The organism is Pseudomonas artemisiae (assembly GCF_057128685.1).
The window spans coordinates 87111-110811 of record NZ_JBSKHS010000010.1 but is presented as its reverse complement, the minus strand read 5'-3'; the positions used below and the strand labels follow the sequence as shown (position 1 = coordinate 110811).

Annotated in this window: 22 protein-coding genes; 7 read left to right on the top strand and 15 right to left on the bottom strand. The window is 60.2% G+C overall.

The annotated features are described in order from the left end of the window. Nucleotides 1-220 precede the first annotated feature (220 nt). A complete protein-coding gene (locus tag ACWKV4_RS13390) occupies nucleotides 221-1006 on the top strand; it encodes a sulfite exporter TauE/SafE family protein (RefSeq protein WP_483832567.1) in 786 nt (261 codons plus the stop codon). A gap of 73 nt (nucleotides 1007-1079) precedes the next feature. Here ACWKV4_RS13390 and ACWKV4_RS13385 read toward each other — a convergent pair whose 3' ends face one another. From ACWKV4_RS13385 to ahpC, 4 genes are all read right to left on the bottom strand, one after another. Next, nucleotides 1080-1415, bottom strand: a complete 336-nt coding sequence (locus ACWKV4_RS13385) for a hypothetical protein (RefSeq protein ID WP_483832566.1) — start codon at nucleotides 1413-1415, stop codon at nucleotides 1080-1082. A 265-nt stretch (nucleotides 1416-1680) separates the two neighbouring features. Then, entirely contained in the window at nucleotides 1681-1971 is a 291-nt protein-coding gene (locus ACWKV4_RS13380) for a DUF1652 domain-containing protein (RefSeq protein WP_483832565.1), read from the bottom strand. 184 nt (nucleotides 1972-2155) lie between these two features. Next, nucleotides 2156-3718: an alkyl hydroperoxide reductase subunit F gene (ahpF, locus tag ACWKV4_RS13375; RefSeq protein ID WP_483832564.1), complete on the bottom strand. Its 1563-nt coding sequence runs from the start codon at nucleotides 3716-3718 to the stop codon at nucleotides 2156-2158. Between the two features lie 136 nt (nucleotides 3719-3854). After that, nucleotides 3855-4418, bottom strand: a complete 564-nt coding sequence (gene ahpC, locus ACWKV4_RS13370; RefSeq protein ID WP_483832563.1) for an alkyl hydroperoxide reductase subunit C — start codon at nucleotides 4416-4418, stop codon at nucleotides 3855-3857. Between the two features lie 433 nt (nucleotides 4419-4851). Here ahpC and ACWKV4_RS13365 point away from each other — a divergent pair, with 433 nt between their 5' ends. Together ACWKV4_RS13365 and ACWKV4_RS13360 are read left to right on the top strand one after the other, a co-directional pair. After that, complete coding sequence (locus tag ACWKV4_RS13365; RefSeq protein ID WP_483832562.1) at nucleotides 4852-5097, top strand: helix-turn-helix transcriptional regulator; 246 nt, start codon at nucleotides 4852-4854, stop codon at nucleotides 5095-5097. A gap of 34 nt (nucleotides 5098-5131) precedes the next feature. Then, the gene (locus tag ACWKV4_RS13360) at nucleotides 5132-5815 is read left to right on the top strand and encodes a response regulator (protein ID WP_483832561.1); all 684 of its coding nucleotides are present in this window, start codon (nucleotides 5132-5134) and stop codon (nucleotides 5813-5815) included. On the opposite strand, the gene gorA is transcribed toward ACWKV4_RS13360, so the two are convergent. The 3 genes from gorA to ACWKV4_RS13345 all read right to left on the bottom strand — a co-directional run bounded on the left by gorA (nucleotide 5787) and on the right by ACWKV4_RS13345 (nucleotide 8546). After that, the gene (gene gorA, locus ACWKV4_RS13355; protein ID WP_483832560.1) at nucleotides 5787-7142 is read right to left on the bottom strand and encodes a glutathione-disulfide reductase; all 1356 of its coding nucleotides are present in this window, start codon (nucleotides 7140-7142) and stop codon (nucleotides 5787-5789) included. The genes ACWKV4_RS13360 and gorA overlap by 29 nt on opposite strands. Before the next feature lie 69 nt (nucleotides 7143-7211). Next, the gene (galU, locus tag ACWKV4_RS13350; RefSeq protein ID WP_483832559.1) at nucleotides 7212-8048 is read right to left on the bottom strand and encodes a UTP--glucose-1-phosphate uridylyltransferase GalU; all 837 of its coding nucleotides are present in this window, start codon (nucleotides 8046-8048) and stop codon (nucleotides 7212-7214) included. A 144-nt stretch (nucleotides 8049-8192) separates the two neighbouring features. Then, nucleotides 8193-8546 carry a hypothetical protein gene (locus tag ACWKV4_RS13345; RefSeq protein WP_483832558.1) on the bottom strand — a complete coding sequence of 118 codons (354 nt, stop codon included), beginning with the start codon at nucleotides 8544-8546 and terminating at the stop codon, nucleotides 8193-8195. A gap of 118 nt (nucleotides 8547-8664) precedes the next feature. Between ACWKV4_RS13345 and ACWKV4_RS13340 the strand changes: the two genes are divergently transcribed. The 3 genes from ACWKV4_RS13340 (at nucleotide 8665) to ACWKV4_RS13330 (ending at nucleotide 9736) form a co-directional block, all read left to right on the top strand. Further along, complete coding sequence (locus tag ACWKV4_RS13340; RefSeq protein WP_483832557.1) at nucleotides 8665-8967, top strand: DUF1883 domain-containing protein; 303 nt, start codon at nucleotides 8665-8667, stop codon at nucleotides 8965-8967. A gap of 9 nt (nucleotides 8968-8976) precedes the next feature. Next, the gene (locus tag ACWKV4_RS13335; protein ID WP_483832556.1) at nucleotides 8977-9141 is read left to right on the top strand and encodes a hypothetical protein; all 165 of its coding nucleotides are present in this window, start codon (nucleotides 8977-8979) and stop codon (nucleotides 9139-9141) included. 334 nt (nucleotides 9142-9475) lie between these two features. Continuing rightward, nucleotides 9476-9736 (top strand): DUF1652 domain-containing protein, encoded by a 261-nt coding sequence (locus tag ACWKV4_RS13330; RefSeq protein ID WP_483832555.1) that lies wholly within the window; start codon nucleotides 9476-9478, stop codon nucleotides 9734-9736. On the opposite strand, the gene ACWKV4_RS13325 is transcribed toward ACWKV4_RS13330, so the two are convergent. The 4 genes from ACWKV4_RS13325 to ACWKV4_RS13310 form a co-directional block, all read right to left on the bottom strand. After that, nucleotides 9733-11799, bottom strand: a complete 2067-nt coding sequence (locus ACWKV4_RS13325) for a UvrD-helicase domain-containing protein (protein ID WP_483832554.1) — start codon at nucleotides 11797-11799, stop codon at nucleotides 9733-9735. The genes ACWKV4_RS13330 and ACWKV4_RS13325 overlap by 4 nt on opposite strands. Nucleotides 11800-12120: 321 nt before the next feature. Continuing rightward, complete coding sequence (gene pgm / locus ACWKV4_RS13320) at nucleotides 12121-13764, bottom strand: phosphoglucomutase (alpha-D-glucose-1,6-bisphosphate-dependent) (RefSeq protein ID WP_483832553.1); 1644 nt, start codon at nucleotides 13762-13764, stop codon at nucleotides 12121-12123. Nucleotides 13765-13837: 73 nt separating this feature from the next. Beyond that, a complete protein-coding gene (locus tag ACWKV4_RS13315) occupies nucleotides 13838-16132 on the bottom strand; it encodes an ATP-dependent DNA helicase (RefSeq protein WP_483832552.1) in 2295 nt (764 codons plus the stop codon). Then, complete coding sequence (locus ACWKV4_RS13310; protein ID WP_483832551.1) at nucleotides 16129-17781, bottom strand: VRR-NUC domain-containing protein; 1653 nt, start codon at nucleotides 17779-17781, stop codon at nucleotides 16129-16131. The genes ACWKV4_RS13315 and ACWKV4_RS13310 overlap by 4 nt, the downstream gene beginning before the upstream one ends. A 156-nt stretch (nucleotides 17782-17937) precedes the next feature. On the opposite strand from ACWKV4_RS13310, the gene ACWKV4_RS13305 reads away from it, so the two are divergent. After that, nucleotides 17938-18600 (top strand): HAD family hydrolase, encoded by a 663-nt coding sequence (locus tag ACWKV4_RS13305; protein WP_483832550.1) that lies wholly within the window; start codon nucleotides 17938-17940, stop codon nucleotides 18598-18600. A gap of 21 nt (nucleotides 18601-18621) precedes the next feature. Here the strand turns inward: ACWKV4_RS13305 and eutC are convergent, their stop codons facing one another. From eutC to garD, 4 genes are all read right to left on the bottom strand, one after another. After that, on the bottom strand, nucleotides 18622-19434 hold the full coding sequence (eutC, locus tag ACWKV4_RS13300) for an ethanolamine ammonia-lyase subunit EutC (RefSeq protein ID WP_483832549.1): 813 nt from the start codon (nucleotides 19432-19434) through the stop codon (nucleotides 18622-18624). Nucleotides 19435-19443: 9 nt separating this feature from the next. After that, nucleotides 19444-20838 carry an ethanolamine ammonia-lyase subunit EutB gene (eutB, locus tag ACWKV4_RS13295; RefSeq protein ID WP_483832548.1) on the bottom strand — a complete coding sequence of 465 codons (1395 nt, stop codon included), beginning with the start codon at nucleotides 20836-20838 and terminating at the stop codon, nucleotides 19444-19446. Nucleotides 20839-20886: 48 nt separating this feature from the next. Further along, nucleotides 20887-22038: an MFS transporter gene (locus ACWKV4_RS13290; protein WP_483832547.1), complete on the bottom strand. Its 1152-nt coding sequence runs from the start codon at nucleotides 22036-22038 to the stop codon at nucleotides 20887-20889. A 102-nt stretch (nucleotides 22039-22140) separates the two neighbouring features. Beyond that, on the bottom strand, nucleotides 22141-23694 hold the full coding sequence (garD, locus tag ACWKV4_RS13285; RefSeq protein WP_483832546.1) for a galactarate dehydratase: 1554 nt from the start codon (nucleotides 23692-23694) through the stop codon (nucleotides 22141-22143). Nucleotides 23695-23701 lie beyond the last annotated feature (7 nt).

The following is a 23701-nucleotide window of genomic DNA, read 5'->3' as shown; positions in this document are numbered from 1 at the left end:
GCGCGGGGGTGTCGTCATCTGGCTTTTTATCGTCAGCGTCGCTCATGGTGATCTCCTAGTGTGCGTTGTACTTGAGATTTGGGCCTGCCCACCTGTAGAGAGTTCCACCGCTCTTGCGTTATAACCAGGGCGCCTAACTACATTCGATAACGTTATAGTCCGCTATATGGATTATGGTTATGCTGCCCTTCGATTTGGTTATAGGCGTTCGAGACCGGGTATGGATTCAAGCATGTTGGGCTTTAGCGTCGCGGGCCTGGTGGTGGGTTTTATTGTAGGCATGACCGGCGTAGGGGGCGGCTCTTTGATGACCCCCATCTTGCTCTGGTTTGGCATCAACCCCGCTACCGCAGTAGGTACGGACCTGCTCTATGCCGCCATTACCAAGTGCAGCGGGGTGTGGGTCCATGGCCGTAACCGGAATATCGACTGGCCCATTACCGGCTGGCTAGCGCTGGGAAGCGTGCCTGCCGCTGCTATCACCTTGTGGGTACTGCACCGGCTCAATACTGATACCCAGGCGCTCAATGCGCTGATCAAAACGGCGTTGGCCTATGTGCTGCTGCTGACTGCCCTGGCTATTCTATTGCGCACCCGGCTGCTGGCCTTCGCCAATCGTCACGCGAGCGATCGCTACAGCCTGGGGGCAAAAGGGCTAAGGACGTGTACGCTGCTGACCGGGGCCGTGTTGGGAACGATGGTGTCCCTGACCTCGATTGGAGCCGGAGCACTGGGTACAGTGGCGTTGTTTATGTTGTACCCCCTACTGCCAACCCGCCGCCTGGTTGGCACCGAGATTGCCCATGCGGTGCCGCTTACCCTCGTAGCGGGGCTTGGGCACGCGGGTATGGGAAATATGGACTGGCCGTTGCTGGGGCATCTATTGATCGGTTCTCTACCTGGCATTTACCTGGGCAGTCACCTCTCTGGCCGGGTACCCGATGCCGTACTGCGCCCCTGCCTGGCTGTGATGCTGGGCCTGATCGGGATCAAGATGCTGGTGTAAGCGGCAATGCTTGCCCTCGCCCTGACGGATAGCGGCCAGCCAGGGCAAGGGCGTTAACTCGCTAAGATCAGGATTACAGGCAGTCCCTTGCCATGTCGGTCCATCCATTGGTGCCCGCCCACTCCGGCGGCAGGAATACCCGTACATGCGAGCCCTGCCCGGCTTGATCGATCTGCGCCCAGGCGGGGGCAGCGGTGTAGGCCGCCTCTACAGTCAATTTGTAGCCTGTCTCAGTCTGCTCCTGGCGCAGGCCGGGCTTGAACGCCGCCCATTTCGGCGCCAGGCACTGGGCGTAGCTTTCAGCACTTTTGGCGCTGTCGGCATCCAGAGGCATCCGGGGATCGGTCGCTTTGGCGGCACAACCCGCCAATGCCAGCACACCCATTATCGTTATCAACCGGCGCATCATGTTCCCTCGCTCTCCAATGGTCATTGCACTCTAGCAGGCGCCGCCAGGCTTGGCACCGCACTGTTCTGATCCGCTTTTTTATTAATTATCTGCTGCTGTTATGGGGCTTGGTACCGGCGCATGCTGTCACCCTCACTTTTAAATAGAGGGTAATGAAATGGACGGTATCATCATGCTCGTCATAGTGGTCACAACCCTGGTTTCTTTTGGTTATGTCATGTACCTGATTCATAAAGAAGGCAGCAAGCCGTAAGTCTTTTAATGTTCAGCGTTGTGGCCAACCGCCCTGGCGCTGGTCGCGGGCGAACCATTCCTGGTTGGCCTGTAACTCCTGACGCAGCTCCGCCACCAAGTTAGAAATAGCCCTGATGGTCGTCAGAGGCTCCAATGGCACCCCTACCACCAGCAGGTCGATATGCCCGTTGGCGGCAGGGTCTGTGACCTCAATGGTCATGGTTCCGCCTTCATGGGGCGTGCAGGTGCAATGCAGCGGCAAGAAGCTCGACTGAATGATCTTGAGTACTTCATGCTTAGGTATCACCTGCGACACTCCCATGGCTTGCTCGGCGAAGCACAAAGCGCCCCGTCTTGGCACATAGGATTATCACAAGGCCGCACCGTTCCGTGTCAAAGCCCTCAAAGTGCACGAATTTAAAAACACTTGAACGCACAACGACCGGTTACCCCTCTCAAGGTAACCGGCCGCATGGGTTTAACGTGCCTTGCCCTTCAGGGCACGATCAGGCAGGCGCCGAGGTACGAATCAAGTGATCGAAGGCGCCCAACGAAGCCTTGGCGCCATCGCCCATGGCGATGATGATCTGCTTGTAGGGCACGGTGGTCGCGTCACCTGCGGCAAAAATACCGGGCAGGTCCGTTTCACCCCGTGCGTCTACCATGATCTCCCCCCGATTGGAAAGCTCGATGGCACCTTTGAGCCAATCGGTGTTAGGCAACAGGCCGATCTGAACGAAAATACCTTCCAACTCAATCTTATGCAGGTCACCGGTCTGGCGGTCTTTATAGGTGAGGCCATTGACCTTCTGCCCGTCGCCATTCACTTCGGTCGTCAAGGCGCTTTTCACCACCGTGACATTAGGCAAGCTGGTGAGCTTGCGCTGCAGCACAGCATCGGCGCGCAGGTGGCTGTCGAACTCGATCAACGTTACATGGGCCACAATGCCCGCCAGGTCAATGGCCGCTTCCACGCCGGAGTTACCCCCACCGATGACCGCCACGCGCTTGCCCTTGAACAGCGGGCCGTCACAGTGCGGGCAGTAAGCCACGCCACGGTTACGGTATTGCTGTTCACCTGGCACGTTCATTTCACGCCACCGCGCACCGGTGGCGATGATCACCGACTTGGCCTTGAGCGACGCACCGCCGGCGAAGCGAACCTCATGCAGGTCGCCGTCACGGCCAGGGATCAGCTGCTCGGCGCGTTGAAGGTTCATGATGTCCACGTCGTATTGCTTAACGTGTTCTTCCAAGGCCATGGCAAGCTTCGGCCCTTCGGTTTCTTTAACCGAGATAAAGTTCTCGATTGCCAGGGTGTCCAGCACCTGACCCCCGAAACGCTCAGCCGCGACACCGGTGCGAATGCCTTTGCGCGCGGCATACACCGCGGCTGCCGCGCCAGCAGGGCCACCGCCGATGACCAGTACGTCAAAGGCCGCTTTGCCATTGAGCTTTTCAGCCTGGCGAGCACCTGCGTTGGTATCAAGCTTGGCCAGTATTTCTTCCAGCCCCATGCGGCCTTGGCCGAAAGGTTCGCCATTCAGATACACACTCGGTACCGCCATGACCTGGCGCTGCTCTACTTCAGCCTGGAACAGCGCGCCGTCCACCGCCACATGGTCGATGGCAGGGTTGAGTACTGCCATCAGGTTCAGGGCCTGGACCACATCCGGGCAGTTCTGGCAGGACAGCGAGAAGTAGGTTTCGAAGCGGAACTCACCTTTGAGCGCGGCGATTTGCTCAAGGGTATCGGTGCTTGCCTTGGACGGGTGCCCACCTACTTGCAGCAAGGCCAGTACCAGGGAGGTGAACTCATGGCCCATGGGCAAGCCGGCAAAGCGCAGCTTGATGTCGCCATCAGGGCGATTGATGCTAAAGGACGGCCGACGCGCGTCCATGCCATCGTCGCGCAGCGTAATCAGCGCGGACAGGCTTTCGATTTCTTGAAGCAATTCCAGCATTTCACGGGATTTCGCACCGTCATCGAGCGAAGCGACCAGCTCGATCGGTTGGGTGACCCGTTCCAGGTATGACTTCAGCTGGGATTTAAGATTGGCGTCCAACATACGGGCGATTTCCTTTATTTCATATATTTCAGAGACAACAACGCCCAGACAGGTACTGCCCGGGCGTTATTGTGGGCGGCGTTGCTGCTTAGTTAAGGCGGCTCACCGCCGCACACCAGTTCACGGTGCTTTACGCTTAGATCTTGCCGATCAGGTCAAGAGAGGGCGCCAGGGTAGCTTCGCCTTCTTTCCACTTGGCTGGGCACACTTCGCCTGGGTGAGCGGCGATGTACTGTGCAGCCTTCACCTTGCGCAGCAGTTCCAACGCGTCACGGCCAATGCCGCCATCGGTGATTTCGACAATCTTGACCTGGCCTTCGGGGTTGATTACGAAGGTGCCACGGTCAGCGATGCCAGCGTCTTCGATCAGCACGTCGAAGTTGCGGGAAATCACATGAGTCGGGTCAGCGATCATTGGGTACTGGATCTTGCTGATGGTGTCGGAGGTGTCGTGCCACGCTTTGTGGGTGAAGTGCGTGTCGGTGGAAACGCTGTAGATTTCCACGCCCAGCTTCTGAAACTCGGCGTAGTTGTCAGCCAGGTCCCCCAGTTCGGTAGGGCATACGAAAGTGAAGTCGGCTGGGTAGAAGAACACCACAGACCACTTGCCTTTCAGGTCAGCTTCAGAAACTTCAACGAACTTGCCGTTGTGGAAAGCTTGTGCTTTGAAGGGCTTGATCTGGCTGTTGATGGTAGGCATCGGGTGGATCTCCTTGGTAAGTAAAACTGACTGAAAGAATAGTAGCCAGGTTCGCCCATAGAAGCTCATTGGCAATACACATGCTAATCATTGGTTTTGCCTATGGGCGGGCTGACTTCGCGTCAAGCGGCCACGTTTGACTGCGCAGGCTTTGTATAACACACCAGGCCTGTCGTAAAGCCTGTTACACCCAGGTGTAAGGCGTGAGCCTAAACCCCTCGTACGAAGATTTTCCCTTCTTATCGCTCAGGCCCTGGGTTTTCGCAGGTTTCCGTTAGCAGTTGATTTTACTCACTTTATGCGCCGACTTTTCCTACACAGCCCTCCTGCCCTGCCCTTTAAGGTGGCTCCGGTTGAACCCGATCGCGAACGTCGCGTTTAACAACGTTTCCAATTTAAGGGACCCCTTAAGCCCTCAACAGGGAGCAGCACGATGTCCAGTAATGCCCTGAGCAACTATGAGCAAGAGACTGACAAGATTCACCTTACCAAGTGCGAAATCACTGCCCTGGAGTGGAGTGCCCGGGGCAAGTCGTCTTGGGAGATTTCAAGGATCCTTGGGTGCAGTGAGTCGGTCGTCAATTTCCACTTCTCCAATATTCGCCGTAAATATGGGGTGAAGTCACGGCATGTGGCAGCGCTTTTGGCGCTGCAAGCCAACCTGATCAAATTGTGCTGAGTCCTATCCCGCCATCGCTACTAGAGGAACCATCATGGCCTTGCGCCTTATCATCGCCGACGACCATCCGGTCATGCTAGAGGGGCTAACGGATCAGCTGCGCCATGTCCGGCGCCATCGGTTCGATATTTGTGACAAGGTCACCGATGGCGGTGCCTTGTTGCGTAGCCTGAGAGGCAGAGCGTGTGACCTGGCCCTGGTGGATTGGTATATGCCTGCCCGCGATGGCCCTGATGGCCACGCCTTGATTGAAAAGCTGCGGGAAATTTTCCCTCAGGTTGGGCTCGTGGTCATGACCGCTTCCCGGCAACCGACGCTGCTGGGCATGTGCCTGAACCTGGGCGTGAAAGGGCTATACGATAAACACAGTAATATTGAGGAGCTCCAGCGCATTCTGGTCAGTGTCGCCCAGGGTAAGGTATGTGTTAGCTCAAGCTTCGAAACGGTACTAAACCGTCATTACCTCAGCCACAGGCATTGGGGCAAAGATAACTGCCATCTGCTCAGCGCCAAGGAACGGGAAGTCATAACCCTAAGCGGCGAAGGCTACAGCGGGCGAGAAATCGCCAGCCGGCTGGCAAGAAGTGAAAAAACCATCAGCCGCCAACGGCGCTCGGCCCTGGATAAGTTAGGGCTTAACGCCGACGCTGAACCACCTTATTTGGTAGCCCCGCCTTGCTCTAGGTCAGTTACTCTCCTACCGCGGTGCGAAGCGTGACGAATTCTTCAGCTGACGTTGGGTGAACGCCGATGGTCTCGTCGAACAGGGCCTTGGTGGCACCCGCCTTGAGCGCTACCGCCAATCCTTGGACAATCTCCCCGGCCTCCGGGCCAACCATGTGGCAGCCCAGTACCTTGTCGGAGTGCGCATCCACTACCAGCTTCATAAAGGTCCGCTCGAGATTGTCCGTCAAGGTCAGCTTCATGGGGCGGAAGCGACTTTCGAATACTCGCACGCTGTGGCCTTGTTCACGGGCCTGCTCTTCGGTCAGGCCTACGGTACCGACGCTGGGTTGGCTGAATACCGCTGTTGGGATGTTGCTGTAATCCACAGGGCGGTATTCATCGGGCTTGAACAGCCGGCGAGCGATCGCCATGCCTTCGGCCAGGGCCACCGGGGTAAGCTGCACCCGCCCGGTCACGTCCCCCAGGGCCAGGATCGACGGCTCCTGGGTCTGGTAGTGCTCGTCCACGGCAATAAAGCCGTTGTCATCAAGGGTTACGCCGGTATTCTCCAGGCCGAGGTCGTCCAGCATGGGGCGGCGGCCAGTGGCGTACATGATGCAGTCCGCCTCTAATACCTCTCCGCTTTTGAGCGTGGCATAAAGCACGCCGTCACGTTTGTCGACACGGGCGATGTCTGCATTGAACCGCAGGTTGAGCCCTTTTTTAGTCAACTCTTCGGCCAAGTGAGCGCGCACGCCCTTATCGAAACCACGCAGGAACAATTCCCCGCGGTAGAGCTGAGTAGTATCCGACCCGAGCCCGTGGAAGATACCCGCGAACTCCACAGCGATATAGCCGCCGCCTACTACGATTACGCGCTTGGGCAATGCCTCCAGGAAGAACGCTTCATTGGAGCTGATCACATGTTCGCGGCCAGGGATCTCTGGAATGGCCGGCCAGCCGCCGGTAGCGATCAGAATCCGCTCGCAGCTGTACTGCACGCCTGCAACGTCTACAGTGTGTGGGTCGAGGATACGGGCATGGCCGTCGAGCCGCTTGACCCCGCTGTTATCGAGCAGCTTGGCGTAGATACCGTTGAGCCGTTCGATTTCTCGATTTTTATTGCCAATCAACGTGGGCCAGTCGAATAACGGTGTGCCCACCGTCCAGCCAAAGCCTTTGGCCGCGGCGAAGTCTTCATGGAAGTGCGCGCCGTAGACCAACAGCTTTTTAGGCACGCAGCCTACGTTTACACAGGTGCCGCCCAGGTAGCGGCTTTCCGCAACCGCGACCTTGGCGCCAAAGCCTGCCGCGAAGCGCGACGCACGCACACCGCCTGAGCCCGCGCCAATGACGAACAGGTCAAAATCATAAGCCATAAAAAATCCTCATACAAAAACGCCGCCATTTACGATAAATGGCGGCGCCTTCTTACTCCAGCTTAAAAGTTACAGCTGGCCCTTCTTGTAGAAGTTTTCGAAACAGAAGTTGGTGGCGTCGATGTAGCCTTCGGCGCTACCGCAGTCAAAACGCTCGCCCTTAAACTTGTAGGCCAGTACACAACCGTCTTTGGCCTGCTTGAGCAAGGCGTCGGTGATCTGAATCTCGCCACCCTTGCCGGGCTCGGTCTGCTCGATCAGGTCGAAGATGTCCGGGGTGAGGATGTAACGGCCAATGATCGCCAGGTTCGAAGGGGCATCTTCAGGCTTGGGCTTTTCGACCATGTCGTTTACACGATAAATATCGTCGCGGATCATCTCACCAGCGATCACGCCGTATTTGCTGGTTTCCTGGGGGTCTACTTCCTGGATGGCCACGATAGAACAACGGAATTGGTTATACAGCTTGACCATTTGCTGCAGAACGCCGTCACCTTCCAGGTTCACGCACAGGTCATCGGCCAGCACCACAGCGAAGGGCTCGTCGCCGATCAGGGAACGGCCGCTGAGGATAGCGTGACCCAGGCCTTTCATTTCTACCTGGCGGGTGTAGGAGAAAGTGCATTGATCCAGCAGCTTGCGAATACCGACCAGGTATTTTTCCTTGTCGGTGTTACGGATCTGGTTTTCCAGCTCGTAGCTGATGTCGAAGTGGTCTTCCAGGGCCCGCTTGCCGCGCCCGGTAACGATCGCAATACCTGTCAAGCCTGCTTCCAATGCTTCTTCAACGCCGTACTGAATCAGCGGCTTGTTGACCACTGGCAGCATTTCCTTTGGCATGGCCTTGGTAGCCGGCAAGAAGCGGGTACCGTAGCCGGCTGCCGGGAACAAGCATTTCTTGATCATGGAGTGTCCTTGGTTCTTATAGCGTTACGTACGAGTTCGGCGCAGTCTAATCACGCGCTTGGCCCCTTACAATGGGGCACCGAAGCGGCTGCTGCCTAAGTAGAAAAAAACCTTACCGGATAGTTCCGCAAGCAGAAGGTCGAATCACCCGGAGATACATTCGGTTGCGGCCTTTTGCACGTCCTTGAAGCGCAATGGCAAGTTCGACAGCCGCTCATACACCTTGACGGTACTGCCCCCCGAGCGCTCCTGAACATCCACCACGGCCGCAGGGCCACTGCTGAATTTACGCGGCACCACTACCTTGTAGCCGTTGCCGTTCTTATCGATGGCTACCGGGCCGCGAGTTTCAGAGAGTTTGCGCGCCAGGCACTGGGTATAATCTTTAGGGTCCTTTCCAGACATCACGTCCATGGTTTCATGGGTTTTTTCGATTTCAGCGACGGTGGCGCAACCGCCGAGCGTAAGCATGGCCAGGAAAAGCCCAACGACCTTCATATTGATCTCCAAAAAAGAAGCTAAGACAGTGGCGCGTAGGTATCGTTCGCAGGCGCGACCCTTGGGGCCCGAAGCGCGGCGTGCTATGGTTCGGCCATTGCCGATTCTTGGAGCTAGCATGAAATTCGTCCACCAGCGCGAACACCTCAACGAAGACGACGTGGTCGTTATCGAGTGTTCCCAGCGCTGCAATATACGCCTGATGAGCGACGCAAATTTCCGCGCGTTCAAAAATAGCGCCCGACACACCTACCACGGAGGCGCGTTCGATCGTTTTCCGGCGCGTATCACCGTACCTAGCACCGGTTACTGGAATATCACCTTGGACACAGCAGGTAGTACGCTGAATACCGCCGCAAAAAAAGCGCCGTTCAAGCACTCTATCAAGTTGATCCGTCGCTCGCCTTCTTCTTTTAGCTGAGGTTCCACCGTGGCCCGTTATGTCATCCACTATACCCTCGACGGCGAGCGCCGTTGGGACTTCGCCAACCTACAAAGCGACTCCCTTGCGGATGCCTTGCAAGCCTTATTGGCCATTCATGGTCAGGAGCAAGCAAACGCGATAAAGGACATCAAGGTCACCAAAGCCCTTTAACGCCGCTTAAACCCTTGCCCTTCCCGCCAAACACGCCATTTGCTATCGCCCGGCCCTAGCGCTGCTCAACCTGGGGCCACGGCCCCTTGCGCTCGCAACATGCCCTTGCAGCCTGCTTACGTCGGCCGCCGCATGCGAACCAAGCCGAGTTATAAGGCTGTTGCACTCAATGGATAAGCCCCAGGGGGGTGATCGCGATCAACATTAATGAAGAAAGTGCCATAGTGCTCAAAAAAATAACCCTTTTAGCTAAGGGCGGTGCTATGTTTCCCATAGTTGACCAGGCATAGGGCTTACCTCGAATAACTGGCACTGCATGATGCAGAGGCACACCATGAACAAGATGACCTTTCCCAATGCCTGCCAAGTGATGCGCTGGCATTTTCACCCGCTAGGGTTTGAGGGCAGTATGGATGCGCCCAGCAGCATGGTGGCGCGGCTGTTCGATCGCACCACCGGTGAGACCCTGATCGCCATCGCCGGGATACCCTGTTCCACGGTGATGAACGCTACGGATGTGGAACGCATGATCGAAGCAGTGGAAGCCGAACTCGAAGCCTTTATCCCACCCCGCTCCCTGTCCGCTTGCGGCTAGTCTAGCCCGTTTCCAAACAATTCCGGAGCCGCCCGAGCACGCGCCGCGGCGCCTATCCGCAGCCTGCCATTAACCGGCTGATCGATATACCAATGCACGCTATGAGCCGCTCGCGTAATGCCTACGTACGCCAGGCGCAAGGCCTCGTCAGCCTGACTGCTGTCGTAAGGCGCCAAAGCGCCTGGGGCGCCTAAACCGGCCAGAACGTACAGCTGGTTGCGGGCCAACGAAGCGGCACGTGCTGTGCAATCACCGAGCAAAATCACCATATCGGCCTCCAAGCCTTTGGCGCCATGGACAGTCATGCAGCGCAGCAAGCGGTGCTCGGCCGCAAGGCGTTGTTGTGTGGCAATCAAGTGTGCCAGTTCTTCTAAATGGCGCGGGTCATCTTTGGCCTGGCGGTAGAGCAACAAGACAGTGCGCTTAGCAGCCAGCGCGTTATTTAAGGTATGAGCGATATGCGCAGGGTCTTTCCAATGCAGTTGCACGCTGACGTCTGATGATGATGCATTACCACCCGCCGCCAGGGCGCGCTTGCCGGGAATACACTCAGCTTCCTTCACAATAAATTCAGCTGCATCAATTATTTGCTGTGTACTTCTATAGTTTTCTCTAAGCATTAGCCTGCGGACAAGCGGGGATGGAAACGCGTCGTCAAACCCTATGAAAAACAAGGGTGAACTGCCGCGCCACCCATAGATGGACTGCCAATCGTCCCCGACGCACATCAAGGTTGCAGGGCTATCAGGCATTCGCTTGAGCCGCTCGCCCAGGCCAGCCTTGAGCCAGCGGGCGATCTGCGGCGCGATATCCTGAAACTCGTCCACCAACAGGTGCGAAATACCTGTCAACGCCTCCAAGGGCAGGCGCGACAACGCACTGCCTTGAGGGTCGGCAAACATGGCGAACATCCGGTTATAGGTAAGCACAGGTGGCTGAAGTGTCAGCAGTTGCCGCTCTAAGGCTGGCCAGAAACGAGCAAGCGCCTGGAAGAACAGGTGGTCCTCCTCGCTCTCCAACGCGGCCACGGCGGCAGGCACTTCCAACCCTAGGTTTTCGATAAACCCGGCGGTAGCGACGAAGGCATCCAATACAGGTTGCGCTCCGTTTTCACCTGCCAGGGCGTAGTCGAACCCGGGGCCTTGGGTAGCCTTGGAGGGTGCCCCTTTCGTGCTGTCACTCGGAAAGCTATCTATCCAAATCAAAGGCTTATTAAAGAAAGCTTGAAATAGGGTGCGCTTTACCGCCCACTCTGCTCGTACTGGCAGCCGCGCACCAAGGCGCACCTCGTTGCCAAAGCTGGGGTCTACACCCAGCATCAACCATGTGTCCGTGGCCGGGATAAACCCGTGGCAGCGAAAGGTGTGGCCCTGGATCATGTGTTCCGTAGGTATTACCTGCACGCCTTCCATGGGCCAGTGCCCTGCTTGGCGCCAGCGTGCTTCGATCAGTTGACACAAGGCCGCGTCACGGTCAGCGGCCGGTTGCAGCGCCATCAGGCGCTTTTGTACGTCAGGGTGGGTGACGGGTAGCGCGGGCAACCTGTCAGCGCGCTGGCGCAGGGCGGTCATGGTGTGAGCGAACTCAGCGTCCTGTTCCATCAACGTGTGATAGCAACGGTTGAGCTGTTCCCGCTGCGCCGAGTTTACTCGTAACTGAAACGAGCTGCCGGTACCCTCGGCGCTCCCAAGGCTTTCGAAAGCCTGCAAGTGGGAAAACCCAGGCATGGTGCGGGCCCAGCTCAATGCCAGGGCATGAAAGGTCGTGGCCCTGGCACGGGCATCACTGAGTTGCAACGGCAGTTGCCATTGGCCAAATAGGCGAACCAAACGCTCGGCAAAATCCTCCCGCGAGGCGCGGGTGAAGGTCACCACACTGATGGCGTGTAGCGGCAGGCCCACATAGTGATGGAGCAACAACACCCGCAACCCCAGGGCGCTGGATTTCCCTGAGCCCGCGCCTGCTACCACACAGGTGGTAATGGCTGGGCTGAAAATCATCTTCCACTGGGCCAAGGAAGGTTGCAGATGCGCAGGCAGGTACCGCTTGGCATCGGCTTTCATGCGCGTTCGTAGCGTGGGGGAAATCGCTAGGGGCAGATTTGCAAACAGCGGCTCCCCTGCCATGGGAGGCCTACGGGAGGTAAAGGATTTGACCTTTGCTCCGGTAGGCTTTGACGGTGTCTGAGCACCCTTGGTTCTCGAACAAGCCTGGGGCTTGGGTTCAGGATGCGTAGGCCTGAACCAGCCAAGGCAAACCTCAAGTAATTTCGAGATCACCAATAAAATCCTTTACTTAACAAAAACTTAAATAAATATTCTAGAATTTAAAAGAACTTAGAAACTACACGTAAATAACCCGGCCTAGGCCGGGTGCTGGAGATCTTACTGGCTGATGGCACTGTCGACCAGTGCTTGAGCCTCGCTTACCAACTGCTTCAAGTGAGCTTCATCGGTAAAGCTCTCAGCATAGATCTTGTAGATGTCTTCGGTTCCAGAAGGCCTTGCGGCGAACCAGCCGTTGGCAGTGGTGACCTTCAACCCGCCAATTGCCTGCCCGTTGCCAGGCGCCTTGCTGAGCACCTGCTCGATAGGCTCGCCAGCCAAGGTGGTGGAAGTGACCTGCTCGGCCGACAACTTGCTCAACGCGGCCTTCTGCCGGGGGTTGGCCTTGGCATCTACACGGGTAGCAAAGGGCTCACTCAGGTCTTCGACCAACGCGCGGTACAGCTCATGGGGGCTCTTGCCTTGACGTGCGGTCATCTCGGCGGCCAGCAGGCCTGGAATCAAACCGTCTTTGTCGGTGCTCCAGACGGTGCCGTCACGCCGCAGGAAGGACGCGCCAGCGCTTTCCTCGCCACCGAAGCCTAGAGTGCCATTGAACAAGCCGTCGGCGAAATACTTAAAGCCCACCGGCACTTCGTACAGTGGGCGCTGCAAGCGCTTGGCGACCCGGTCGATCAGCCCGCTGCTTACCACCGTTTTACCCACGGCAGCGTCCGCCCGCCATTGGGGCCGGTTACGGAACAGGTAATCAATGCTCACCGCCAGGTAGTTGTTCGGGGCCAGCAGCCCGCCGCTCCGGGTCACGATACCGTGGCGGTCATGGTCAGGGTCGCACGCAAAGGCCACGTCGAATCGGTCCTTCAGGCCAATCAAGCCTTGCATGGCGTCCTTGGAGGATGGGTCCATGCGGATCTGCCCATCCCAGTCCACGCTCATAAAGCGGAAGGTGGGGTCGGTATGGCGGTTGACCACTTCCAGTTCCAGCGTGTAGTGCTCTGCGATGGCGGGCCAGTAACGCACACCGGCGCCACCCAGGGGATCTACCCCAAGCTTCAGCCCTGCGCCACGGATCACATCGAAGTCGATCACGTTGTGCAGGTCAGCCACGTAGGTAGTGAGGTAATCGTGGCGGTGCGTGGTGCCTGCCTTGAGGGCCTGTTCGTAGGGCACGCGTTTCACGCCCTTAAGGCCAGCTTCCAGCAGTTCGTTGGCCTTGGCTTCGATCCATTTGGTCACGTCGCTGTCCGCCGGGCCCCCATTGGGTGGGTTGTATTTAAAGCCACCGCTCTGGGGCGGATTGTGGGACGGCGTGATCACCACTCCATCGGCCAGCCCGCGGGTGCGGCCACGGTTATAGCAAATGATCGCGTGAGACACTGCCGGCGTAGGTGTGTATTCATCCTCGGCAGCCAGCATCACCTCTACGCCATTGGCGGCGAAGACTTCCAACGCACTTGCCCCCGCCGGAGTAGACAGTGCATGGGTGTCGATCCCTAGGAACAACGGGCCATCGATACTCTTGGCCTGCCGGTACAGGCAAATGGCTTGGCTGATGGCCAATACATGGTATTCGTTGAAGCTGTTGCTAAACGACGTACCACGGTGACCGGAGGTACCGAACGCCACGCGGTGGGTGGCTACCGAAGGGTCGGGGCGCAGGGTGAAATAGGCGGTGACCAGGTCAGGAATATCGATCAGCAATTCGGCCGGTGCCGGCTTGCCCGCTAAGGGACTGTGCGTCATGCAAAACCTCGGGTGGGTATCAATCAGTGGCAGTTTACTGACAGTTCGACCACCAACGGAAAGGATTGATCCACTACCGCGCGCTATCCAACAGCGCCTGGGGGGCGGGCCACCAGCTGGGCAACAGGCGCTGGATTCGGGGCTGCGCGTAGCGGTCATCGATCAGCACGATGGTGCCACGGTCGCCCTCATCACGGATGACCCGCCCCGCCGCCTGCACCACCTTGTGCAAGCCCGGGAACAGGTACACGTAATCGTAGCCACTGCCGAAACGGGCTTGCATACGCTGCTTGAAGCGTTCATTGACCGGGTTTACCTGAGCCATGCCCAAGGTGGCCACGAATGCGCCGATCAGCCGGGCGCCAGGCAGGTCAATGCCTTCGCCAAAAGCCCCACCCAGTACCGCAAAGCCAATGCCTTGGCCACCGGCCTTGAAACCGTCGATAAACCCCTGGCGCTCGGCCTCGTCCATTGCACGGCGCTGGGCCCGCACCGGCACCTGTGGGTAGCCTGCCTGCATGCATTCCAGTACTTGATTGAGGTAATCAAAGCTGCTGAAGAACGCCAGGTAGTTGCCTGGCTGCTGCTGATACTGCTCGGCCATGACGCGCGCGACGCTAAGCAGTGAATGCTGCCGGTCCCCATAACGGGTCGACACATGGGCAGCCAAGCGCACCTGCACCTGGTGGGCCTGGAAGGGTGAAGCTACATCCAGCCAGGCCCACCCTGCCGGCAGGCCAAGCAGGTCGGCAAAGTAATGTGCTGGCGTGAGCGTGGCTGAAAACAGCACGCAGCTTCGCGCGCGGCTCAGCCTCGGTGCCAGCAGGCTGGCAGGCACTACGTTTCGCAGGTTGATCCGGGCACGCAGGCCGCGACCGGCGGCGTATACCTCAAGGTCCATGACGAACGCATCACTGAACAGCTCGGCCACCCGGGTGAATTGCAGTGCCTGGAAGTAAAACTCCAGCCACACCGGGGGCACGGTAGCCGGTTCCAGGCTCAGCCGGTCGCTGACCAGGCTGATCAGCCGCTGCAAAGCGGTCAGCCACGGCTCAGGCATCCCGCTGAGGGCGTGATAACCCTGCCCCTTTTCCTTGGCCAAGGCATTCCACTGCCGCCCCAGGGTGCGCAAGGCATTGCTGGCCCCGGCCAAGGGCGCCTCGCGCAACCCGGCCAATAGCCGTTGATCGAGGCTGGCGCTGTACATGGCCCGAGCCCTGTCCACCAGGTTATGGGCCTCGTCCACCAGCACTCCGTAGGTCCACTCCTGGGCCTGAGCCAAGGCGTATACCCAGCCGTTGAGGTCGAAGTAATAGTTGTAGTCGCCGATGATCACATCCGCCCAACGGGCCATTTCCTGGCTCAGGTAGTAAGGGCACACCTGGTGGGCCAGGGCTACCTGCCGCAGTGCTGGCTGGTCTAGCCACCCCTGGTCGGCAGCAGCGACCCGCGCGGCCGGCAGCCGGTCGTAGAAGCCTTTGGCCAAGGGGCAGGCTTCACCGTGGCAGGGCGTGCCAGGGTACTCGCATAGTTTGTCCCGAGCGGTAAGCTCCAATAGGCGCAGCGGCTGTGGCTGGCCTTGCACGGTAGCATCGCTCGCTGGCTGGAGCTGGCGCAGCGCATCGAGGGCCAGGCGCCGGCCGGGGGTTTTCGCGGTAAGAAAGAACACCCGCTGCAAGCCTTGGCGCGGCATAGCCTTGAGCAACGGAAACAAGGTACCCAGGGTTTTGCCAATGCCCGTAGGGGCCTGCGCCAGTACGCACTTGCCAACGCTGGCGGCTTTGTACACGGTTTCGGCCAGCTGGCGCTGCCCTGGCCGCATGCTGAGGTAGGGAAAGGCCAAGGCATCGAGAAAGCCATCGCGGCGTACCTGGTGGGCCGCCTCTCGGGCAGCCCACGCCACATAGGCCTCGCATTGGGCATGAAAGAACGCGATCAGGTCATTGGCGGCATAGGTTTGTTCCAACCGGGTTTCACGCTGGGTATCTACATGCCAGTACACCAGGGCCAGGTTTAGCACACTTAGCCCGTGTTCCAGGCACCACAGCGCGCCATAAACCTTTGCCTGCGCCCAGTGCAGCGCCCGTTGGTTGGCAGGCTGGCGGGACAGCTCGCCGCGGTGAGTCTTAACCTCCTCCAGGCACTGGCGCGAGGGGTCGAAGCCATCGGCACGGCCGCGCACCTGTAGCCCGGCATGGCTACCGCTCAAGGTCACTTCACGGTGATAGTCCGGCCCGCGCCGCTCCGCGACCAGGCGATGCCCGGCAATCCCTTCCAAGGCCGTAGGGGACGGTGTGAAGCGTAGGTCCAAGTCACCTTCACGGGCGGTGAACTCACACAGCGCCCGTGCCGCAACGGTCAGGCTCATGCCGGCTGCGCTTGGGCCGCGGGCACGTCCCAACGCACATGGCACACGTTTACCGGCAGCCCATGGACCTGGCAGAACGCGATCCAGCGCAATTGATTGTCCTGCAGGCGGTCCCCAGGCCCTTTGACTTCGATCATGCGGTAGCTAGCCGTGGCCGGGTAGAACTGAATCAGGTCGGGCATGCCGGTGCGATTGGCTTTTACGTCTTGCAGCAAGCGCTCGAAGCACAGCCGCAGGTGCGCGGCGGGAATACAGGCCAAGGCCAGCTCCAGCAACGGCCTACTCAAGGCGCCCCAGTGCACGAACGGGTTTGCCAGCCCCTGCTTGGCCTCGAACCGTGCCAGCATTGTGACCTGATAGGTATTGTTTTCCAGCTCCGCCAGGCAGGCGGTGAACTGGCTAGCGCGGCGCTGGGCAAAATCGGCCTGGTGCAGGTCCAGCGGGCCGGCCTGGAACGGGTGAAAGAAGGCCCCAGGCACCGGGGCAAACAGCGCCGGCCAGCACAGCAGCCCGAACAGGGCGTTGAATAGGGTGTTTTCCACATACACCACGGGCGCCTCCTCGCTGGTGAGCGCATTGCCCACCGCCCGCTCCACGCTGGGGTGCCGGGCCAGGCACAGGTCTAGCCGAACCACCGCCGGGGGCGCACGGCGCACTCGCACCGCCTCCCCCAGTGCCCGGCGCACTCTGGGCAACAGCCGTTCCAGGCCTTGGGCTTCGGCAGGGCTTTCCGGGGCCTGGCTCGCACGCTCAGCCAGCGCCAGCGCTTCGGCGAATTGCCCGGAACGTTCAAGCATGCGCAACCGACGCAACCGTGCTCCAGGCCAGCGGCAGGTTGCGTACAGGTCGGCAGCCTGAACCCAATCACCGCTGCGTTCACAGCGCTGGCCCAAGGTGAACAAGGTTTTTTGCTGACGGCTGGCTAGCCATGGGTTATCCGACTCCAGCGCATTCAGGGCCTGGAGCAGCTTCGTTGTTTCGGCCCCCTCCTCTAGCGCCTGGCGGCACTGGGCCAAGCCATGGGCGACCTCCAGGTCTTGCCGATGACGAAAGGCACGGGACTCTAAAGGAAAGTCCACACGCTCAAAACGCTGGATGCCCAGTTCCACCAGCACGAACTGAGACCAGTCCTGACGCAAGTTGCCGAAAAACATCAGCCGTAGCCGCTCGCACAAAGGCCGCACGGTCAGCCCCCATACCTGCCCTTGCCAGGCAGGCCACCAATGGCTCAGCGGCGCGTGGTGTTCGTGCCAGTGGGCCAGGGCGTCGAACCACTGGGTTTTGCGCGCGCTGGGGGGCAGGCTTTCTTCGGCGAACGCCTGGCGCAGTTCGGCCTTGCCGAACAAGGCGAACAGTTGCGCAAGGCTCAGGGGCTCGTCAGCCGTCAGCCAACCCAGAGCGTGCAAGTGCGCCGCCGCGGCGGAGGTATCGCCGATTTCCTCGTACAACAGTTTGTCACTACGAAACTGTTCGCCCTTGCGCATCACCAGGCGCACCAGTAACGCCCGCGCCGCTTCCGGCAAGCCAGCGAAGCGCTCCAGAAACTCCTGCTCGGTGGCATCGAGTACATCCTGGTAGCGCACACGCAGCCAAGCCAGGGCCTGTTCGAAATTGCTTAGATAGTAAAAGGGGTTATCGAGGCTATTCACGCAGCGGGTCCAAGGTCACCTGGGCGCTGGTTATACATACAGTTTAGGAAGGCTTCAACCCTGCCCCGCTGGTCGGTGGCAATCTTGCCGGCCAACGGCCGATTGAGCGCAGCCGGAGCCCCTGTTAACCTCGCCGCTTTGCCCATGGACGCCGCTATGCTCACCGCCTTGTTGTTCGACCTTGACGGGACCCTGACCGATACCGACAAGCTGCACCTTATTGCCATCGAGCAACTGTTATGGGAAGAAGACGCCCGCCCCTTCAGCGAAGCGGAGTTCGAGGCGTTGTGCAGCGGCAGGGCCAACCCGGAATTATGCGCGCTGCTGTTCCCCGAACGCAGCATCGAGCAGCATCGCGCCTTTGCCGACCGCAAGGAAGCGCGGTTCCGTGAACTCTCCCATACCCTTGAGCCAATCACCGGGCTGGCCACGCTGCTGGAGTACGCCAAGCAGCATGATATCGGCAAGGTCGTGGTCACCAATGCCCCCCGCGCCAATGCCGATCACATGCTTGCGGCACTCGCCCTGACCGACGCCTTCGCCAGCGTGGTGGTTGCCGAAGAGCTGCCCCATGCCAAGCCTCACCCGCTGCCTTACTTGACCGGGCTGGAGCGCCTGGGCGCGACCGCCGACACGGCCATGGCCTTCGAGGATTCGATCCCCGGCCTTACCGCCGCTAAGGCAGCGGGGCTGTACACCGTGGGCTTGGCGACCAGCCAAAGCGTCGAGGCGCTGCTGGCGGCAGGGGCGGACCTGGTGATCAATGATTTCACCGACCCTAGGCTGTGGAGCGTGATCGAGGATCGGCGCCACGCCTAGGGCGCGCAGGCAGAACGTACGTCAGGCAGGCGGTAGCAGGAAATTCCCCGGCCCGGGCGCCATGCCCAGCTCCGGCAGTTGGGCTTCGTCTTTAAGCTGTACCCCTGACAGTTGCCGTTTGCAGGCTTCGCGCGCCAGGTAACCCAGCTTGTACGCAGCCGTGGCATAGCTCAGCCCTTCGGGCCGTATGTTGGAGATGCAGTTGCGGGCGGCATCGGTCAGCCCTGCCCGGGGCGCCCACGTAAAGTAAAGCCCCAGGCTGTCCGGCGAACTCAAACCCGGCCGCTCGCCAATCAGGTTGATCACCATCCTGGCGCCTAGGCGCTGGGCTACCTCATCGGCCACCGCTACCCGCCCCTGCTCGACCACCACCACCGGCGCCAAGCGCCAGCCCTCCCCGGCCGCAAGCTCGGCGATCAGCTTGAACATGGGCACCGCGTGACGCTGAATGGCCAGGGACGATAGACCGTCAGCAATCACCACCACCAGGTCCACCATGCTCTGGCTGCCAGCGGCGGCATCCAGGCTCGCCGCGCTTGCGCTATCGAGCTGGCGCCCTAAGTCCGGACGTTGCAAATAGGTCAGGCGATCGGCCGCCGCGCTATGGGCGCGAAGTACCTGCGCGCCGGCTGCCTGAAGCGCCTCGCTCAGAGCGGCCACGTCCAAGGGCAGGTGCACGGCATCCCGTGCCAAGGCATGGGCAAGCTGAAAGTCCAACTGCGCCCGGGTCGGCAGACTGATTCCGGCATGCCCGAGGGCGATGCGCGCGGGGGTGAATTCGCGCAGCGCCTGCCAAGGGTCGGCACCGGGGGCACTTGGGTGTTTATCGGTCATCGGGCAGCCTCATCGTATCGGGGCCAGCGCCTTGGCAAAGGCCTTGGGCACCCCTTGCCCAAGGCGTAGCCCGTGTTCACTTTGCGTCAGGATGCCCGTACGGGCCAGCCAGGCTTCGAACTCCGGCGCGGGGCGCAGCCCTAGCACCTGACGGATATAAAGCGCGTCGTGAAAGGACGTGGTTTGGTAGTTCAGCATTACGTCATCCGAGCCAGGAATGCCCATGATGAAATTCACCCCGGCGGTGCCCAGCAGCGTGAGCAGGCTGTCCATGTCGTCTTGGTCTGCTTCGGCATGGTTGGTGTAGCAGATATCGCAGCCCATGGGCACGCCCAGTAGCTTGCCGCAAAAATGGTCCTCCAGCCCGGCGCGAATGATCTGTTTGCCGTTGTACAAGTATTCTGGGCCGATAAACCCCACCACGGTGTTCACCAAAAAGGGGTTGAATCGCCGTGCCACGCCGTAGGCCCTGGCCTCGCAGGTTTGTTGATCCACCCCATGGTGCGCGTTGGCCGACAACGCACTGCCCTGGCCGGTTTCGAAATACATCAGGTTGTGCCCAAGGGTGCCCCGGTTCAGGCTCAGGCCTGCGTCGAGCCCCTCTTGCAACAGGTTCAAGGTCACACCGAAGCTGGCATTAGCCGCTTGTGTACCGGCGATGGACTGGAACATCAGGTCCACCGGGGCACCCCGTTCAATGGCGGCGATAGACGACGACACGTGGGTAAGCACACAGGCCTGGGTAGGAATGTCATAGCGCTGGATGATGCCATCGAGCATCTTCAGTAGCTCGACGATGCCCGGCAGGCTGTCACTGGCCGGGTTGATGCCGAGCATGGCATCACCGTTGCCGTAGAGCAGGCCATCGAGCAGGCTGGCGGCGATGCCGGCGGGGTCGTCGGTGGGATGGTTCGGCTGCAGGCGCGTGGACATTCGCCCCGCCAGCCCCAGGGTGCCACGAAAAGCGGTAACCACCCGCACCTTACGCGCCACCAGGATCAGGTCCTGCACGCGCATCAGCTTCGATACCGCCGCGGCCATTTCCGGGGTAAGGCCGGGAGCCAAGGCTGCTAGCGCCGGCCCATCGGCCGCTTCGCTCAGCAGCCAGTCGCGAAAGCCGCCCACGGTCAAGTGCCGTACTGGCGCGAAGGCAGCCGTATCATGAGTGTCGAGGATCAACCGTGTAACGTCATCGGCCTCATAGGGGATCACCGCCTCCTGAAGAAAATGCGCCAAAGGCACCTGGGCCAGAGCGCATTGAGCCGCGGCACGCTCGGTGTCGGTAGTGGCCGCGATACCGGCCAGTTGATCCCCCGACCTGGCCGGGCTGGCTTTGGCCATCAGCTCGCCCAGGCTTTCGAAGCGCCAGTTCACCTTGCCGATGCTGTGCTGGAACATGGCCATGGATCACCCCTTGTGTGTGGTGCCGTTAAAGGCTACCGGTGAGGATAGTCACCCGCGCAGATACCGCCCGCTCACGCTTACAAACAGCAGCAACAGCACCAGGCTGCCCAGGGCCCAGGAGAGGTTGCTCCAGTGGGCGAGAAACCCGATGGTCGCCGGCCCTAGCAAAATGCCGGCATACCCCAGCGAGACCATGGCCGGGATGGCTGAAGCCTGGGGCATGTGCTGCTGGCGGCCCACGGCCGAGAACAGCACCGGCACGATATTTGAGCAGCCCGCCCCTACCAGGGCAAAGCCCACCAATGCCGCTGGCCAGCCTGGTAGCAATAAGGCAAGGGCCAGCCCAGCCGCCGCGCAGGCGCCGCCGAACAGCACGATGCGCATGCCGCCGAGGCGATTGACCAAGGCATCGCCGGTCAGGCGCCCCACTGTCATGGTCGCCGCGAAGGCCGCATACCCTAGGCCCGCCAGGGCCGGGTCAATAGCGCGCGTCGAGACCAGGAACACCGCGCTCCAGTCGAGCATGGCGCCTTCGGTGAGAAAGACGATAAAGCACAGTGCGCCAAGAAACAGCACAACGCCACGAGGTATGGCGAACAGCGGGCCGTCCCGCTCTGAGCCGTACCGCAGGAAATCCTTGCCTGCCCACGCCAGCCCGGCGATCACCAAGGCTACCACCACCAGGGAAGCCGCCAGCGGTGCCATGCCCAGGCTCAGCAGTGCGGTCATGCCGGCGGCGCCGGCGATCCCGCCCAGGCTGTACATGCCATGAAAACCTGACATTACGGCCTCGTCGGTGGCTTTTTCCACCAGCACCGCCTGGATGTTCATGGCGCAATCGAGCATGCCCATGCTGGCGCCGAACAACGCCAGCGCCATGGCCAGCGAAAGCATGCCCGGGGCAGTGGCCAATACTGGCAACAGCAGGCATAGCAATAGGGAACTGATGACCATGATACCGCGACAGCCCTTGTGGGCAGTGAGGTAACCCGCCAAGGGCATGGCTAGAATCGACCCGCCGCCCAGGCCAAGCAGCAGCAGACCCAAGGTGCCGTCGTCCAGCCCTACTCGAGCCTTGGCCAGGGGCACCAGTGGTGCCCATGAAGCCATTACGAAACCTGCGATAAAGAATGCGACACGGGTCGACACTCGCTGCGGCCGGCCTACCGCGTCGATCACGCCTGCTGGGCTGGTACTCATGGCTGTCCCTGGCAAAAGCTTAACCTTGCCGCTGCCCTTGGGCAAAAGCAAGGGGACGATTGCCCCTGCTCAAGGTTCCCTGCCCTGGGTAGCCCAAGCGGCTTAAGTAATGGGCGCCGGGTTAAACAACACAATGTCGTTGTGCAAACGGTGCCGTTCGGCCCAGGTCTGTTTGCGTCCACTGGCCACGTCCAGGTAGTAGTGGAACAGCTCCCAGCCCAACTCCTCGATCGAGGACCGCCCCGTGGCAATGCGCCCGGCGTCCACGTCGATCAGGTCTGGCCAGCGCTCTGCCAGCTCGGTACGGGTAGACACCTTCACCACAGGCGCCATGGCTAGCCCATAAGGCGTGCCCCGGCCCGTGGTGAATACATGCAGGTTCATGCCCGCGGCCAGCTGCAAGGTACCGCACACGAAATCGCTGGCGGGGGTGGCGCAGTAGACCAAGCCTTTGCCGGTCACACGCTCGCCTGGGCCTACCACGCCATTGATAGCGGAGCTGCCCGACTTGACGATCGATCCCAGGGACTTTTCGACAATGTTGGACAGCCCACCCTTTTTATTGCCAGGGGTTGTGTTGGCGCTACGGTCCGCGGCGCCCTGCTCCAGGTAATGGTCGTACCAGTCCATCTCCCGCACTAACGCCTGGGCGACCTCCTGGCTTTCGGCTCGGGCGGTCAGCATGTAGATGGCGTCGCGCACTTCGGTCACTTCCGAGAACATCACGGTGGCGCCCGCGCGAATGAGTAAGTCCGACGCAAAACCCAATGCCGGGTTGGCGGTGATGCCAGAAAACGCATCGCTGCCACCACATTGCATACCCAAAATCAACTCGGAGGCCGGCACGGTTTCGCGGCGCCGCTGATTAAGTTTTTCCAGCCGACTCTCTGCCAGGGCCATGATCTGCTCGACCATTTCCACGAAGCCGTGACCTGCGTCTTGCAGGCGGTACAGCCAAGGCTCGCTCAGGTCTACTGAAGGGTCGTTCTCGTGCATCACCTGCCCGGCTTGCAGCTTTTCGCAGCCCAGGCTGATCACCAAGGCTTCACCGCCCAGGTTAGGGTTGCGTGCCAGGTTGCGCACCGTGCGGATGGGGATGTAGGCATCCCGCGCGTTGATCGCCACGCCGCAGCCATAGCTGTGCGTGAGGGCGACCACGTCATCTACATAGGGGTAACGCGGCAGCAGCTCTTCGCGGATGCGCTTGACCGCGTGGTCCAGCACACCGGTTACGCATTGCACCGTGGTGGTGATGCCCAAAATGTTACGGGTGCCCACGGTGCCATCGGCGTTTCGGTAGCCCTCGAAGGTATAGCCGTCCAGCGGTGGCAAGGCCGCTGGAACGGCATCGCACATCGGCAGGCTGTCCAAAGGCGGCGCCGAAGGCATGGCCAGTTGGGTTTCCTTGACCCAGCTACCCTGGCGCAGGTCTTCCAAGGCATAGCCGATCACCTGCCCATACCGGCGCACGGCCTCACCCTTGGGGATGTTCACCAACGCTACCTTATGGCTCTGCGGGATACCTTCCACGGTGGTCAGCCCACCAGGGAATACGCTGCCTTCGGCAACCCCCTGGTCATTGACCACTACCACTACGTTGTCCGCTTTGTGCAGGCGCACATAGCGGGGGGAATCAGAATGTTCTATCAACTGCATGGGGTTG